Annotated in this window: 15 protein-coding genes and 1 pseudogene; 11 read left to right on the top strand and 5 right to left on the bottom strand. The window is 36.6% G+C overall.

Annotated elements, in window-relative coordinates; all coding sequences use genetic code 11:
• Window positions 1-11: 11 nt before the first annotated feature.
• The gene (gene coaA / locus JMI89_RS06180) at window positions 12-950 is read right to left on the bottom strand and encodes a type I pantothenate kinase (protein WP_187754665.1); all 939 of its coding nucleotides are present in this window, start codon (window positions 948-950) and stop codon (window positions 12-14) included.
• A gap of 241 nt (window positions 951-1,191) precedes the next feature.
• Between coaA and yihI the strand changes: the two genes are divergently transcribed.
• The 11 genes and pseudogenes from yihI to JMI89_RS06125 all read left to right on the top strand — a co-directional run bounded on the left by yihI (window position 1,192) and on the right by JMI89_RS06125 (window position 9,592).
• Window positions 1,192-1,674 carry a Der GTPase-activating protein YihI gene (gene yihI / locus JMI89_RS06175; protein WP_220679579.1) on the top strand — a complete coding sequence of 161 codons (483 nt, stop codon included), beginning with the start codon at window positions 1,192-1,194 and terminating at the stop codon, window positions 1,672-1,674.
• Window positions 1,675-1,817: 143 nt separating this feature from the next.
• Window positions 1,818-3,203: an oxygen-independent coproporphyrinogen III oxidase gene (gene hemN, locus JMI89_RS06170; protein WP_220679578.1), complete on the top strand. Its 1,386-nt coding sequence runs from the start codon at window positions 1,818-1,820 to the stop codon at window positions 3,201-3,203.
• Window positions 3,204-3,780: 577 nt separating this feature from the next.
• On the top strand, window positions 3,781-3,903 hold the full coding sequence (locus tag JMI89_RS12025) for an IS3 family transposase (protein ID WP_370633727.1): 123 nt from the start codon (window positions 3,781-3,783) through the stop codon (window positions 3,901-3,903).
• A gap of 350 nt (window positions 3,904-4,253) precedes the next feature.
• A complete protein-coding gene (locus JMI89_RS06165; protein WP_220679577.1) occupies window positions 4,254-6,731 on the top strand; it encodes a hypothetical protein in 2,478 nt (825 codons plus the stop codon).
• Window positions 6,728-6,958, top strand: a complete 231-nt coding sequence (locus JMI89_RS06160; RefSeq protein WP_220679576.1) for an Imm74 family immunity protein — start codon at window positions 6,728-6,730, stop codon at window positions 6,956-6,958. Before JMI89_RS06165 ends, JMI89_RS06160 begins: the two co-directional genes overlap by 4 nt.
• Window positions 6,959-7,031: 73 nt before the next feature.
• Window positions 7,032-7,505, top strand: coding sequence for a hypothetical protein (locus JMI89_RS06155; RefSeq protein WP_220679575.1), 474 nt, complete (start codon window positions 7,032-7,034; stop codon window positions 7,503-7,505).
• 175 nt (window positions 7,506-7,680) lie between these two features.
• Window positions 7,681-7,949, top strand: a pseudogene (locus JMI89_RS12020) (polymorphic toxin type 17 domain-containing protein).
• Window positions 7,950-7,958: 9 nt separating this feature from the next.
• Window positions 7,959-8,180: an Imm31 family immunity protein gene (gene imm31, locus JMI89_RS06140; RefSeq protein ID WP_220679573.1), complete on the top strand. Its 222-nt coding sequence runs from the start codon at window positions 7,959-7,961 to the stop codon at window positions 8,178-8,180.
• Between the two features lie 32 nt (window positions 8,181-8,212).
• Window positions 8,213-8,962 carry a polymorphic toxin type 17 domain-containing protein gene (locus JMI89_RS06135; protein WP_220679572.1) on the top strand — a complete coding sequence of 250 codons (750 nt, stop codon included), beginning with the start codon at window positions 8,213-8,215 and terminating at the stop codon, window positions 8,960-8,962.
• 18 nt (window positions 8,963-8,980) lie between these two features.
• A complete protein-coding gene (locus JMI89_RS06130; protein WP_220679571.1) occupies window positions 8,981-9,208 on the top strand; it encodes an Imm31 family immunity protein in 228 nt (75 codons plus the stop codon).
• A gap of 174 nt (window positions 9,209-9,382) precedes the next feature.
• Window positions 9,383-9,592 carry a hypothetical protein gene (locus tag JMI89_RS06125; protein WP_220679570.1) on the top strand — a complete coding sequence of 70 codons (210 nt, stop codon included), beginning with the start codon at window positions 9,383-9,385 and terminating at the stop codon, window positions 9,590-9,592.
• Window positions 9,593-9,918: 326 nt separating this feature from the next.
• Here the strand turns inward: JMI89_RS06125 and rpsI are convergent, their stop codons facing one another.
• The 4 genes from rpsI to ilvD all read right to left on the bottom strand — a co-directional run bounded on the left by rpsI (window position 9,919) and on the right by ilvD (window position 14,696).
• Window positions 9,919-10,311 carry a 30S ribosomal protein S9 gene (rpsI, locus tag JMI89_RS06120; RefSeq protein WP_187754659.1) on the bottom strand — a complete coding sequence of 131 codons (393 nt, stop codon included), beginning with the start codon at window positions 10,309-10,311 and terminating at the stop codon, window positions 9,919-9,921.
• 11 nt (window positions 10,312-10,322) lie between these two features.
• Window positions 10,323-10,751 (bottom strand): 50S ribosomal protein L13, encoded by a 429-nt coding sequence (gene rplM / locus JMI89_RS06115; RefSeq protein ID WP_187754658.1) that lies wholly within the window; start codon window positions 10,749-10,751, stop codon window positions 10,323-10,325.
• 554 nt (window positions 10,752-11,305) lie between these two features.
• A complete protein-coding gene (ilvA, locus tag JMI89_RS06110) occupies window positions 11,306-12,832 on the bottom strand; it encodes a threonine ammonia-lyase, biosynthetic (RefSeq protein WP_187754657.1) in 1,527 nt (508 codons plus the stop codon).
• Window positions 12,833-12,845: 13 nt separating this feature from the next.
• Window positions 12,846-14,696 (bottom strand): dihydroxy-acid dehydratase, encoded by a 1,851-nt coding sequence (ilvD, locus tag JMI89_RS06105; RefSeq protein ID WP_220679569.1) that lies wholly within the window; start codon window positions 14,694-14,696, stop codon window positions 12,846-12,848.
• Window positions 14,697-14,752 lie beyond the last annotated feature (56 nt).

The raw sequence follows: 14,752 nt of genomic DNA, 5'->3' as shown, positions 1-14,752 counted from the left end.
ATACCCAAAAATTATTTTCTTAATTGAACATGAGCGACTCGATGATCATAACCTTTAGTCAAAATTAAACTGGCGCGTTCTTTGGTCGGTAAAATATTTTCGATCAAATTTAATTCGTTAATTGTTTTCCAAATTTTTTCAGCTCTAGCTAATGCTTCTGATTCAGATATTTGTGAATAATGATGAAAGTAAGAATTAGGATCACTAAATGCACCAGCACGGAATTTTAAAAAGCGATTTATATACCAATCATGTAATAAAGGTATTTCCGCATCAACATAAATCGAAAAATCGACATAATCCGATACAAAAACCCGATTACTTTTTGCTGCACCATTAGCTTGATTTTGTAAAACGTTTAATCCTTCCAAAATCAATATATCTGGATTTTCAATCTCGATAGTTTGATTATCAACAATATCATATACCATATGTGAATAGACTGGTGCTGAGACTTTATCAACTCCAGATTTGATATCGGCAACAAATTTTAATAATTTTTTTACATCATAGGATTGGGGGAACCCCTTTTTATCCATTATATTTCGTTCTTGTAAAACGCGATTAGGATAAAGAAAACCGTCTGTGGTAACCAAAGCCACTTTACGGTGCTCAGGCCAGCGCGTTAATAGTGCCTGTAATACCCTAGCAGTTGTACTTTTACCTACAGCAACACTACCTGCAATACCTATAACATAAGGAATCTTATGATTTTGTCCTAAAAAACGAGACAATATCATGTGACGGGTAAAATGATTACTTATGTAATAATTAAGTAGTCTAGAAAGGGGTAAATAAATTTCACTGACCTCTTGCAACGATAAATCTTCATTGATACCTTGTAAAGACGTTAGCTCTGATTGGGTAAGCGTCATGGGTACCGCATTACGTAAAGCCGCCCACGCTTTACGATCAAACGTCATATAAGGGCTTAAATGATTGTTATCCATAAGATATTTAGTTAAGAATCGATAATTTCATAATTTAAATACTAATATTATCGTCATTTTTACTCATCAAGCTGAATAATGCAACATGCAATAAGCAATATCAGTAATAAACCCTAGTTAACAGCAATTAAAATCACAGATTTACTGCCAATTAAATAGACTTGAGTGTATAATTTATAAAAATGTCTGATCATCAGATTAAGTTAACCTTTTTTATTATTATTTGATCCAATATATTATTATGATTAAGAAAAAAACCAAATTAAGTCGTGCCGAAATTAATGAACAATCTCGCTTGTTAAAACGTAAAAAGAAACACAAAGGGTTACCGAGTGGTTCACGAATAAATCAAACAAATCAATCTACAACTAAAACTACACAAACGGTCAGCGATAGCCGAATTGGCAGCAAAAAACCAATTCCCTTAATCGTAACTGAAACAACGTCATCAATAACTAAAACGCATAGCAACGCTAAAACAATTGACGTAAAAAAATTATCGCCAGAAAAAGAGCTACAAGAACTGGAAAATAATCCATATCTGGAACAATTATTAGATATGGTTGAAGATGATTTGCAATTATCCATTCAACAACAACAAGATTTAAATACCATGTTAGATCGTATCGATGAATTAATGCAACAAATCGGTTACGTTGATGATGAACTCATTGAAGAGACTGAGATGCAAGAAGATATTATGAGTTTATTAAAAAGACGTTAAAAATATGTTAATGTTAATAATGCTTAGTCTCTATTTTGGTTTAGCCTGTTGTTTATTATTCCACCTAATAAAAACAAGCAAAATCAATAAGATATTAACCAAAAAATCGAGATTCTCTACTAATCACAATGATTTTAAACACAATGGCAAAACAAATAAATAAGGTCTCAAATATTTGGGATCAAAGTTTAATCGAAAAATATAATTATTCAGGACCAAGATATACTTCTTATCCAACTGCATTAGAATTTAATGAACAGTTTAGTCAACAAGATTTTCTTGACTCTGCAACATTATATCCCGATAATCCTTTATCTATTTATGTCCATATCCCGTTTTGTCATAAGCTTTGTTATTTTTGTGGTTGTAATAAAATGGTTACTCGCCAACATCATAAAGTGGCGAAATATCTTGAGGCATTAGAACGAGAGATTTATCACCGCGCACCTTTATTTAAGCATAGGATTGTTAGCCAAATCCATTGGGGTGGCGGGACACCGACCTATCTTAATAATGATGAAATTAGCTGGTTAATCAAATTATTAAAAGAAAATTTTCAGTTTGCAGCAACGGTAGAGCAGTCAATCGAAATCGATCCTAGAGAGATTACGATTGCGACCATCGATCATTTAGCTGCGGTTGGCTTCAATCGGTTAAGTATGGGAATTCAAGACTTTAATCATGAAATCCAAACGTTAATTAATCGTCAACAAGATGAAAAGTTAATTGCCGATCTCATTTACCAAGCCAGAAAAAACCATTTTACATCAATTAGTTTGGATCTAATTTATGGTTTACCCAAACAAACGGTAGCAAGTTTTGAGCATACATTGAATAAAGTTATTGGATTGTCTCCTGATCGATTAAGTATATTTAATTATGCCCATTTACCAACTCGTTTTGCAGCTCAACGTAAAATTAAAGATACCGATTTACCAAATCCTATTGAGAAATTAAAAATCCTACACAGCAGTATTACCCAGCTAACACAATCTGGGTATACCTTTATTGGTATGGATCACTTTGCTAAACCAAGCGATGAACTCGCCATTGCCCAAAAGGAAGGCAAACTTCATCGTAACTTCCAAGGCTATACTACCCAAGGCGATGCTGATTTATTAGGATTAGGCGTGTCAGCAATTAGCATGTTAGGCGATAGTTATGCGCAAAATCAAAAAGATTTAAATAGTTATATAACTAATGTGCATCAATCAGGTAATGCATTATGGAAAGGTTTTACTTTAAGTTTAGATGATAAAATTCGTCGTGATGTGATTAAACAATTAATTTGCCACTTTTATTTAGATAAAACGCAGATTGAAGATAAATATCAAATTAGCTTTGATAAATATTTTGCTGAAGATTTACAGCTACTTTCGCCACTTATTCACGATGGATTACTAATCAATCAACCTAATATGATAAACGTGTTAGCGAAAGGACAACTATTAATCCGTAATATCTGCATGTGTTTTGATATCTATATGCGTAATATTGCTCGCCAACAGCAATTTTCGCGGGTAATTTAATTTATCCAGTAAAACTGTTTTGTTCTTGGAATAATTTGCCTGATAATTTCACATAATTAAAATCTCCGCTATATTGATATTAGTTTAGCAAAAACTTCATTGGCACAGGTAACAAGATATAAAAAAACCCGATATAAATCGGGTTTTTGATTCTGTACGATGACAAGTCAGATAAGAACACAACATTATTATTGTGCTTCCTTAAAGAAATATACGTGCAAATTGATCTGCCTCCATTTTAGCAGAGACTGTTTAATATCAGAAAGGCGTCTCTGATGATTTAGGTATAAATTACAAAACCTTTTGTAATTAGATGTATCAAATGAAAAAATATACCCACACTGAAAGCGATAAAAATGAATAACAAACCAGATTAGCAATCACTAAAGCGGCAAAAATAAAGCAATGAAAAAAGCGCTTGATTTACTTAAAAAAGATTGAAATTCTAAAAAAACCGTACGGTACTTCGCAAGCCTGAAATAGCAAATTACGCATATATTAGAAATCAACATGGTTTACCGAAACAACGATTATTTGATATATTTGAGGTATCAAAAAATCAATGATATTGTAATATATCAAAGCTTACTATAACCAGATAAGAAAACATTCACATTTCAATCATTTATCACCTGTTCAATTTGAAAATAAACTGTCCATTAAAATGATGGCACATCATTTTCCAGTCCTTCTACGCTGAAGTGAAAAGCGGTTTCGTTAGCTGGTGAAAACATCTTGCTACTCTTTGTCAAAATACAGTGGGAATAAATACGCTATTAATCAAACTATGGATAGACTAGCACAAAACGTAAGAATCAATTGAGATTAATCTCAGATTAATGACTATTTAATTGATGATATCAATAAACAACAAAGGATAAATCATAATCAGATGCGATTATCAAATCCTATACTCAGCATTTCCATTTGCCGTAGCGCCGGAGCATGCTATGCTTATGCTGTTTTGCATAAAATAATAAAACGATTACCTAAAGCATCATTAAAAAAGCAATAACAATAAAAACGAATCAGCCAATGGAATAGCGAAACATGTATGTTTATCAATTACTGTCAGTCAAATCATGGCAACAGCAACAAGAAGCCTATCAATTAGCCCGAGAGGCAGGTCAAGGATATTTACCTAAACCCAAACGCATTAAGCACTTTTATGATACGGGCTATGATGACATTGTTAAACGACTAGTCGCAGAGTCAGAGATTTGCAAAGACTTCTATGCGGTATTACAACAACTAGGATTACCTTATCAAAGTTACTATCATAAAATTCCCAATAAAGTATCCGAAGTATTAAAAACAGCCTTGTTTACAGAAACCGCGATACTGATTGAACTGCCGCCACAAAGTAGCCATTATGTTGAATCATCCACTAGTCAGCTCTCTAACGTTCCTCTTCCTGTTATCAAAAAAGAGCCCTATTATGAACCAGATAACAGTTGGTTAGTGGTTAATTTGGTTAATCATCAGCCTGAACTGATGGATATTCGTGATGGTGGGGATAGCCAGCAAACGATTACCAAAGTGCAGACTAGTCCTAACAACATCTTTTTAAGGCATGGTGATACCTTTTCGGTTAGTGAAGTACTACCGAAAGTGCATTTGTTAATTGGCGGTAACCAAGGTGAAACCGATTTAACACTACGCGGTGAAAAACAACTACGAGTTAAAAAGCTAGCACAGCAATGGCTAGATGAATTGAGTTCTTTGCTAGGCTCAGGTAATTCGCCGTTTACCGTTGAGCAAGATGAGGCATTAGCCAGCACGATAAACTATGGCTTTTCACCGCAACATTACTCATCGATTAAAAAACTTGATAATAAAAGCCTATTTCGACCCGATGAACGCATTGGCGCCCTATTTTATCAAGTGGTGTTAGTACTAAACCAAACCCACTTTATTACCGCCACCGAGCGTATCGGTGATCTAGGGTATAACGAGAGTGAAGGTGCGATTACTGACCCCGGATTACTCAAACAAGCCATCAAAGCACTACATAACATTCGTCACAGTGACGGTTATGATAAAAGCGATTTCGCTTACCACAGTGACAAACTTGCTAAAATTGCCGGTGAATTTTTAAGTAGACCTTTAGTGCTTGACGGCACTGGGGATGATAACGACTATGAAACAAAACTCAAACAGCAAATTAGCCACGATCTACAAGCTGATGAACTGACGGATATTCAGAGCCTTTATTTCAATGCCATCAAACTGTTAAAACATTTACGTGAACCCGGACTGATTAAGCATGTACAGACCCGACGTGAATATCGATTAAAGGCAACAAAACTTAACTATCAATACATTGAGTTGCAGCAAGCAGAAGGTTTTTATCTTGAGTTCCACAAAGACCATAAATATGCGATTACTTCCGTGAACCAAGGTTATCGCTTTGTAGGTCGGTTTAATCCAGACGGACTGACTGATATCAAAATTCCGCAAAAGTGGGCGCACATTGATGATTGGCGGCTGGAAACCAGCGCCGTAGAGGTATCATTTATTGATGAATACTTTAGTAATATTGACGTACATAACATCAATAATGCAGGTCAAGGTGTTGCTACAGGTAGCTTTTTTGGAGCAAATGGTATGCTAATTGGTGGCATATCGGGTTATCTTTACGGCGATGAAATTAAATCGACTTGTATAAAATATGAAAATCAGATTTTAGGTGTTATGCAAGTTGCAGGAGGCATATTAACGTTAGCCGTTGCAGGCACCATTGAAGGCGCATCGTTCGGCACGGGTACTGCTGTTGCCATTGCCCTAGGATTTATTGGTAGTGATAATATTGCAGCTGGCGTCAGTCGGATGTTAACCGATAAAGACGTCACCACGCTCGGGGAAGATGTGATTGCCTGGTCAGGACTGGTACCTAAAGGCTATGAAGGCATTGCTTATGGACTGGTTGATTTAGCGCTAGGTAGTAAAACGATGCTGCTGAGTAAGGTCCCCTCAGCCTCGCACAATATTGTATCAATTAAATACGTCACTCAGGCAGAGAAAAAGCCCTCATTTATTCGAGATATCAGAGTCTATGTTGAGAAGCTATCTAAAAATAGTAGAAAACAACGGCATGTTATAAATTATAAAAAATATGAGTTTGTCACAAAAGAAATTTATTCTATATTAAAAACCGAACCAAATTCAGCGTTTTTTTGGTCGGGTAAAACAGAAAACATTGGTGGAGCTGTTGTAGCAGAACAAATTGCTAAATCAAAATCTGGAACTACTTTAGAATTACTGATAAAGAAGAAAAATATAAATATACCTGAGTGGAACTTAAATGACCCTTTATCCATAAAAGCTTGGGAGGAAGTTTCCGAAGTTTATGCAATACAGGTTTCCGGAGAAGTTAAGGCTGTTGTAGGTACCCATTTACGTCCTGGAAACATTTGGGAAAATATAGAACTACCTAGATTAAAAAATAACGAGAACGTTACTCAAATAATAACAATAGATCCAAAAACTAAAATTGAGAAAATAGTATTTGTAAGAGGTAAAGGATGAAAATAACTGGAACGAATCATTATATTAGAATTTTATTTGATGACAGCCACGAAATAATAATAACTGGAGAATTAGTTATCGGTGGTTTTTATGCTGATAAAAATAGCATAACAATATGGGAGCCTCCTTATTCTGGTGAAATAATAAACGACGAAAAAAAACAGCAGATAATCAAAGATATCGAAAATTATGCAAAAAATACTAAGATGAAAATTATTTTTGAATAACACATCGGTATTTTTATATAATAATTCTATATCACAGAAAAAGTTTTATTTTCTTCAAACCTAAAAAACCTGCATGAGATTCGCCACAGTGAAGGTCAGGACAAGCCATACTTATGCGTATCACAGTGATGCGTTATCTCAAACCGCCAGCCACTATTTAGGCATTCCAGTTGTGATGGATGGCAGTGGTGGTGATAACGATGCGGAATCAGTTTTAGTTAATCAGGTAAAACAGGCTACGGCGGATGACCAACTGACGGATATTGCATCGCTCTATCTTAATGCCATTAAACTGCTAAAACACCTGCGCGAGCCGGGAATGATTCGGCATATGGAAACGCGACGTGAATATCAACTTAATGTCACTCAACTTGATTATGGTTATATAGAACTGAAATCATCCGAAGGTTTTTATCTTGAGTTCCAAAAAGACCATAAATATGCGATTACTTCCGTGAACCAAGGTTATCGCTTTGTAGGTCGGTTTAATCCAGACGGACTGACTGATATCAAAATTCCGCAAAAGTGGGCGCACATTGATGATTAGCAACTGGAAACCAGCGCCGTAGAGGTGTCATTTATTGATGAATACTTTAGTAATATTGACGTACATAACATCAATAATACAGGTCAAGGTGTTGCTACATGTTGAACTAAAAGAACCGACTTTTAATCCTTTTGGCTCTATGGGAGCGGCTAAACCATAGACTATTGCTCAACGATTGAAATATGCTAAATTACCGACTTTAGGGAAGATAAGATTTATTCCTAGAAAAAACTATAAACCTAATGAACCTCTCCATAAGGGTCCAAATAATGGTTATTTAGATAATTTTGATAATGAATGGGTTAAAGGTCCATCAAGAACAGCAGGCAAGAGTTTGAGTGGGACGTTCAGTTATCCAAATTAGGAACGAAACAACTTGGTTGGGCATCTCGGGATGATAAACATCTGAATGTCTCTTTAGATGGCAAAATAACACATAAATAGGATGTAAGTATGACACAAAAATTCAATTTTTATGAAGAAGTAGAGGTTCTTCCTAATTGCGAACACTCCGAATATGTCGGTAAAAAAGGTATTGTGATGGGAGTAAGTGAAGAGAATGGAATGATTTATAGTTATGCAATTACTTTAATAGATGGCGAAAGTGGTATTTGCTTAAATCCAAATTGCTTAAAACCAACAGGCAAACAATTTAAACGGGAAGATTTTTATTAATTTTAACTCCAAACATAAATCAATTAGGTGGTATGCAAGTTGCAGGAGGCATATTAACGTTAACCGTTGCAGGCACCATTGAAGGCGCATCGTTCGGCACGGGTACTGCTGTTGCCATTGCCCTAGGATTTATTGGTAGTGATAATATTGCAGCTGGCATCAGTCGGATGTTAACCGATAAAGAAGTCACCACACTCGGAGAAGATGTGATTGCCTGGTCTGGACTGGTGCCTAAAGGCTATGAAGGCATTACTTATGGACTGGTTGATTTAGCGCTAGGTAGTAAAACGATGCTGCTGAGTAAGGTCCCCTCAGCTGCGCACAATATTGTATCAATTAAATACGTCACTCAGCTAGGGAAAAAGCCCTCATTTATTCGAGATATCAGAGTCTATGTTGAGAAGCTATCTAAAAATAGTAGAAAACAACGGCATGTAGTTGAATTAAAAGAACCGACTTTTAATCCTTTTGGCTCTATGGGAGCGGCTAAACCATGGACTATTGCTCAACGATTGAAATATGCTAAATTACCCACCACTGGGAAAATCCGTTTTATACCTGATAGCAATTATTCAGCGAATAATCCATTGTCTAAAGGACCTAGAAATGGTTATCTTGATAAATTTGGTAATGAATGGGTAAAAGGTCCATCTCGAACGACAGGGCAGGAATTTGAGTGGGATGTTCAATTATCGCCTAAAGGTAGAATTCAGTTGAGTTGGGCGACAAAAGATGGTTCGCATCTAAATGTATCTTTAGATGGAAAAATAACACATAAATAATGATTGAGGAAAATATTTATGGAGAACAAGATTAATTTTTATCAAGAGGTTGAAATATTACCCAGTAATAATAAAAAAAATGAGAAATATGTTGGAAAAAAAGGAGGGATAATGGGGGCTAGTGAAGAAGATGGGTTTCTTTATGGATATGCGGTGAAGCTTTATGATGAAGAGTATCTTTTGTATTTTGATAAAGGTGAGGTTGTAGCAACAGGAAAGCAACTCAAACAAGAAGATTTTTATTAATTTTAACTCCAAACATAAATCAATTAGGTGGTATGCAAGTTGCAAGAGGCATATTAACGTTAGCCGTTGCAGGCACCATTGAAGGCGCATCGTTCGGCACGGGTACTGCTGTTGCCCTAGGATTTATTCATGTGATAATTTGGTAGTGATAATATTGCAGCTGACATCAGTCGGATGTTAACCGATAAAGAAGTCACCACACTCGGGGAAGATGTGATTGCCTGGTCTGGACTGGTACCTATTACAGAGCTCAGCAATTTATTGAAGAGTAAATTAAATCATATAAGCAATGATATTTTTACTATTGATAAACAATACAATAAAGAATTTAATGAAACCAATGCTCAAGATTTTCCTGATGGATTTTTTATCACTATTTTATAGAGATAGATCTTGTTGATGAAGCAAAAGAATTGCAATGTAAGGCATTTATTGAACAATTATTAACTTACTTGTAGACAGAACAATATCAAATAGTCGCATCATGTCACTTTGAAGAAGAACTGCCTCATGAAGGTGGGTATCATCAACTCGTAAACTAACGAATATAACATAATTTATATATTTGATAGCTCTAGTTGATTTTTAATGATTATTATTCTAAATATAAAAAAGAGGTTGCCCCGTAGGACAACTTCTTTCTTTGGTATCTTGTAAAATACAGAAAAAATCCATAAAAAAACAAGAATACAAGTGCAACTTGTCGCACTTTAACGTTTAGAGAATTGCGGACGACGACGCGCTTTGCGTAGACCAACTTTCTTACGTTCAACTTCACGCGCATCACGCGTTACAAAGCCAGCTTGACGTAGTGGAGAACGTAAAGTCTCATCATATTCCATCAATGCACGAGTAATACCGTGACGAATAGCACCTGCTTGACCAGAAATACCACCACCTTTTACTGTGATGTAAAGGTCAAACTTGTCTGTCATTTCTACTAACTCTAATGGTTGCATTACAACCATACGTGCAGTATCACGACCAAAGTATTGCTCTAAAGAACGTTTATTAATTATAATGTTACCGCTGCCTGGTCTAATGAAAACACGAGCAGAAGAACTTTTGCGGCGACCTGTACCGTAATATTGATTATCAGCCATCTTTTATCCCCTTAAATATCTAATACTTGCGGTTGTTGTGCCGCATGATTGTGCTCATTACCTGCATAAACTTTTAGTTTACGGTACATTGCACGACCAAGAGGACCTTTCGGTAACATGCCTTTAACAGCAATCTCGATAACTTGTTCAGGATGACGTTCAATCATTTCTTTGAAAGTTGCATCCTTGATACCACCGATATAACCAGTATGACGATAATACATTTTATCAGTGCGTTTTTTGCCAGTTACAGCAACTTTTTCCGCATTAATAACGATAATGTAATCACCTGTATCAACATGTGGTGTATATTCTGCTTTGTGCTTACCGCGAAGACGGCTAGCGATTTCAGTTGCAAGACGACCTAGTGTTTTACCAGCCGCATCAACAACATACCAGTCGCGTTTTACTGTTTCTGGTTTAGCTGAAAAAGTACTCATTAGTAATTTACCCAATATTTTTAAATTAATCTCACGTCAATAAATCATTGTTAATACAATCAATTTATTTACACTTATGTTTTATTCACTTTACCATCAACCCCTTCGAGTCATGAATGCAGTGAAGTTAAACTAAAAGACAATGTTGGGAAAACATCGCCGTAACGTGGGTGCGCTTATTATACAGAAATAAAATAAAATCGCTAGTTTTGTAAATAAAAATTATGATGAAATATTGTTACTATATCTGTAACGGATTGTTAAATGCTCATTAAAGGGACATTATCTATTAAATTAAGGGCGTGAAGTATTTTTAATTAAATCTTGTTAAATTCAGATAGATCAGTTTATCAGAAACAATAAAAACCTTAATGAATCAAAATAACCTTATCATTTTACATGATTATTTTGTAGTTATGCATCTGGAGCATTGCATTTTTACTATAATAAAGTGTGAGGAAAATATATGAAGACAACTCATATGTTAAATGAGGGATAACTTAGGTAATCCCTCTCTGCCAGAACTTTCAATATTTTTAAGCCATCATAGCCAACTAATCCGTTAAAAAATATTTTAATGACGGATTTTCACTTTCATTATGATAGTCATAATTAAGTTCAGCTAAATGAGTTTCAAAGGCCTGATTATGAGCCTCGATTTCAAAAGCGGCAAGCACGCGACCATAATCCGTACCATGACTACGATAATGGAATAAAGAAATATTCCAATTTGTACCCAATGTTTGCAAGAATTTTAACAATGCCCCAGTTGATTCTGGGAATTCAAAGCTATAAACCTGTTCTTTTAAAGTTTTACACGGTTTACCACCTATCATATAACGCACATGTAACTTAGCCATTTCATCATCAGACAAATCAAAAATCTGATAACCACCGGCAGTCAATTCTTGAATCAGCTCTTCTTTTTCAATATCGCCATTAGTAATACGTACCCCAACAAAAATACAGGCATTTTTATCATCATGATAACGATAGTTGAACTCAGTTACAGAACGACCACCTAACAATTGACAGAATTTTAAGAAGCTCCCTTTTTCTTCGGGAATGGTCACAGCAAACAACGCCTCTTTCTTTTCACCTAATTCACACCGTTCAGAAACATAACGTAAGGTATGGAAATTAAGATTTGCACCAGATAAAATATGTGCAAGATTCTCACCACGAATATTGTGCTGTTCAATATACTTTTTCATACCGGCTAATGCTAAAGCACCAGAAGGTTCAGCAACCGCTCTGATATCATCAAACAAATCTTTAACTGCCGCGCAAATTTCATCACTATCCACTAATACAATATCATCAATATATTGCTGACATAGACGAAATGTTTCATCGCCTATGCGTTTTACGGCTACCCCTTCGGCAAATAAACCAACTCGATTCAAATCGACCGGATGTCCTGCATCTAATGCTGCTTTTAAACAGGCTGAATCTTTCGCTTCAACAGCAATCACTTTGATGGATGGTAATATTTGTTTAATCAGCACTGCGATACCCGCAGCCAATCCACCACCACCAACCGGCACAAAGATACGATCGAGTTTGGCATTTTGTTGCAGTAACTCCATTGCGATACTACCTTGACCAGCAATCACCAAGGGATGATCAAAGGGAGGAATAAAAGTCCGATTCTGCTCGGCGGCAAGCTCAATAGCTTTATTTTTTGCTTCGTCAAAATTAGCACCATAGAGCAACACTTCTCCACCAAATCCTTTAACTGCCTCCACTTTAATATCAGGGGTTGTCATTGGCATAACGATTAAAGAATTGATACCCAATTTAGTTGCTGATAAAGCGACACCTTGAGCATGATTTCCGGCGGAAGCCGCAATGACACCACACTTTTTCTGTTGATCATTGAGACTCGCAATCATCGCTTGAGCGCCACGAATTTTAAAACTATGTACTACCTGACGATCTTCACGTTTTACAAACACACGATTACCAACTCGTTGCGAGATCTTTTCCATTTCCTCTAATGGCGTCACGGTTGCAACATCATAAACTGCAGAACAGAGCGTTGCCTGCAAGTACTGTGCACCTGTCATCTGTCGTTTCATTATATTACCTGCCTTAACCAGCTAGTTTACTTTTATCTCTAACCGCGCCTTTATCCGCACTGGTCGCTAAGCTAGCATAAGCTTTTAAAGCATAAGATACTTTACGAGCGCGGTTGTGTGGCGTCCATGCTTTATCGCCTCTGGCTAGTTCAGCAACACGACGCATTTCCAATTCCGTTTCAGGAACATCAAGAATTAATTTACGATTAGGAATATCAATATCAATAATATCGCCGTCTTTAACTAGCCCAATAACCCCACCATTTGCTGCTTCCGGGGATATATGGCCGATAGATAAGCCGGATGAGCCTCCCGAAAAACGTCCATCGGTAATCAAGGCACATTTTTTACCTAATCCCATAGATTTTAGATAACTGGTTGGATAAAGCATTTCCTGCATACCCGGACCACCTTTAGGTCCTTCATAAATAATAACGACAACATCACCTTCAACAATACGACCACCTAAAATCGCACTGACCGCATCTTCTTGGCTTTCAAACACTTTAGCTGGCCCTCTAAATACTAAGTTTTCAGCAGCAACACCAGCTGTTTTAACAATAGCCCCATCGATCGCTACATTGCCATACAACGTCGCTAAACCACCATCTTGACTATAAGCATGTGCTTTATCGCGAATACAGCCATTTTGTCGATCATTATCTAAACTATCCCAATAACAATCTTGCGAAAAAGCTTTAGTAGTTCGAATACCAGCTGGACCACTACGATACATCTTTTTTACTTCTTCATCTTGCGTTTGCATGATGTCATATTGTGCAAACGTTTGTTGCAGTGTTAAGCCTAACACATTTCTGACATTACGATTTAGCAACCCTGCGCGATCAAGTTCTGCCATGATCCCAACCACACCGCCAGCACGATGTACATCCTCCATATGATATTTTTGCGTGCTCGGCGCAACTTTACATAAATGGGGTACTCGTCGTGATAAGCGATCAATATCGGACATGGTAAAATCGATTTCGCCTTCTTGCGCGGTAGCTAATAGATGCAATACGGTATTGGTAGAGCCTCCCATCGCAATATCTAATGACATGGCATTTTCATATGCAGCTTTGGTTGCGATAGAACGTGGTAAAACTGATTCATCATCGTGTTCATAATAACGTTTAGTTATCGCAACAATATGCGCTGCAGCTTTTTTAAATAACCCTTCACGTTGCTTGTGGGTTGCGACTAATGAACCATTACCGGGTAATGATAAGCCTAAGGCTTCCGTTAAACAGTTCATTGAGTTAGCCGTAAACATTCCTGAACAGGAACCACACGTTGGGCAAGCCGTTTCCTCGATTTGTTGGCTGACACTATCCGTTACAGTAGGATCAGCACTTTGAATCATCGCATCGATTAAATCAAGTTTGATGATTTGATCAGATAATTTGGTTTTCCCTGCTTCCATCGGTCCGCCGGAAACAAATATAGCGGGAATATTAATACGCAGTGCAGCCATTAACATACCAGGAGTAATTTTATCGCAGTTGGAAATACATACCATGGCATCAGCACAGTGTGCATTAACCATATATTCGACAGAATCGGCAATCAGCTCACGTGAAGGTAATGAATAGAGCATTCCGCCATGCCCCATGGCAATTCCATCATCTACCGCGATCGTATTAAACTCTTTGGCGATGCCGCCTGCAGCTTCTATTTGTTGAACAACTAATTGGCCGATATCTTTCAAATGTACATGACCGGGTACAAATTGAGTGAATGAATTAACAACAGCTATAATCGGTTTACCAAAATCTTCATTTTTAACGCCTGTAGCACGCCATAATGCGCGTGCCCCAGCCATATTACGACCTTCTACTGATGTTGCAGAACGATACTTCGGCATAAAATGCTCCCAATTCCTTTTTTAATATGATTTGCTACTAATTATTTAATTAATAA

The organism is Frischella sp. Ac48 (assembly GCF_019641635.1).
Lineage (GTDB): Bacteria > Pseudomonadota > Gammaproteobacteria > Enterobacterales > Orbaceae > Frischella > Frischella japonica.
Note: the sequence above shows the minus strand (reverse complement) of the source record. Positions and strands in the feature narration are given on the sequence as shown.

Excerpts from the sequence above, each read along its gene's own strand:
- coaA (WP_187754665.1), bottom strand. The coding sequence starts at position 950 with ATGGATAACAATCATTTAAGCCCTTATATGACGTTTGATCGTAAAGCG.
- yihI (WP_220679579.1), top strand. The coding sequence starts at position 1,192 with ATGATTAAGAAAAAAACCAAATTAAGTCGTGCCGAAATTAATGAACAA.
- hemN (WP_220679578.1), top strand. The coding sequence starts at position 1,818 with ATGGCAAAACAAATAAATAAGGTCTCAAATATTTGGGATCAAAGTTTA.
- JMI89_RS06165 (WP_220679577.1), top strand. The coding sequence starts at position 4,254 with ATGTATGTTTATCAATTACTGTCAGTCAAATCATGGCAACAGCAACAA.
- JMI89_RS06160 (WP_220679576.1), top strand. The coding sequence starts at position 6,728 with ATGAAAATAACTGGAACGAATCATTATATTAGAATTTTATTTGATGAC.
- JMI89_RS06155 (WP_220679575.1), top strand. The coding sequence starts at position 7,032 with ATGAGATTCGCCACAGTGAAGGTCAGGACAAGCCATACTTATGCGTAT.
- imm31 (WP_220679573.1), top strand. The coding sequence starts at position 7,959 with ATGACACAAAAATTCAATTTTTATGAAGAAGTAGAGGTTCTTCCTAAT.
- JMI89_RS06135 (WP_220679572.1), top strand. The coding sequence starts at position 8,213 with ATGCAAGTTGCAGGAGGCATATTAACGTTAACCGTTGCAGGCACCATT.
- JMI89_RS06130 (WP_220679571.1), top strand. The coding sequence starts at position 8,981 with ATGGAGAACAAGATTAATTTTTATCAAGAGGTTGAAATATTACCCAGT.
- JMI89_RS06125 (WP_220679570.1), top strand. The coding sequence starts at position 9,383 with ATGTTAACCGATAAAGAAGTCACCACACTCGGGGAAGATGTGATTGCC.
- rpsI (WP_187754659.1), bottom strand. The coding sequence starts at position 10,311 with ATGGCTGATAATCAATATTACGGTACAGGTCGCCGCAAAAGTTCTTCT.
- rplM (WP_187754658.1), bottom strand. The coding sequence starts at position 10,751 with ATGAGTACTTTTTCAGCTAAACCAGAAACAGTAAAACGCGACTGGTAT.
- ilvA (WP_187754657.1), bottom strand. The coding sequence starts at position 12,832 with ATGAAACGACAGATGACAGGTGCACAGTACTTGCAGGCAACGCTCTGT.
- ilvD (WP_220679569.1), bottom strand. The coding sequence starts at position 14,696 with ATGCCGAAGTATCGTTCTGCAACATCAGTAGAAGGTCGTAATATGGCT.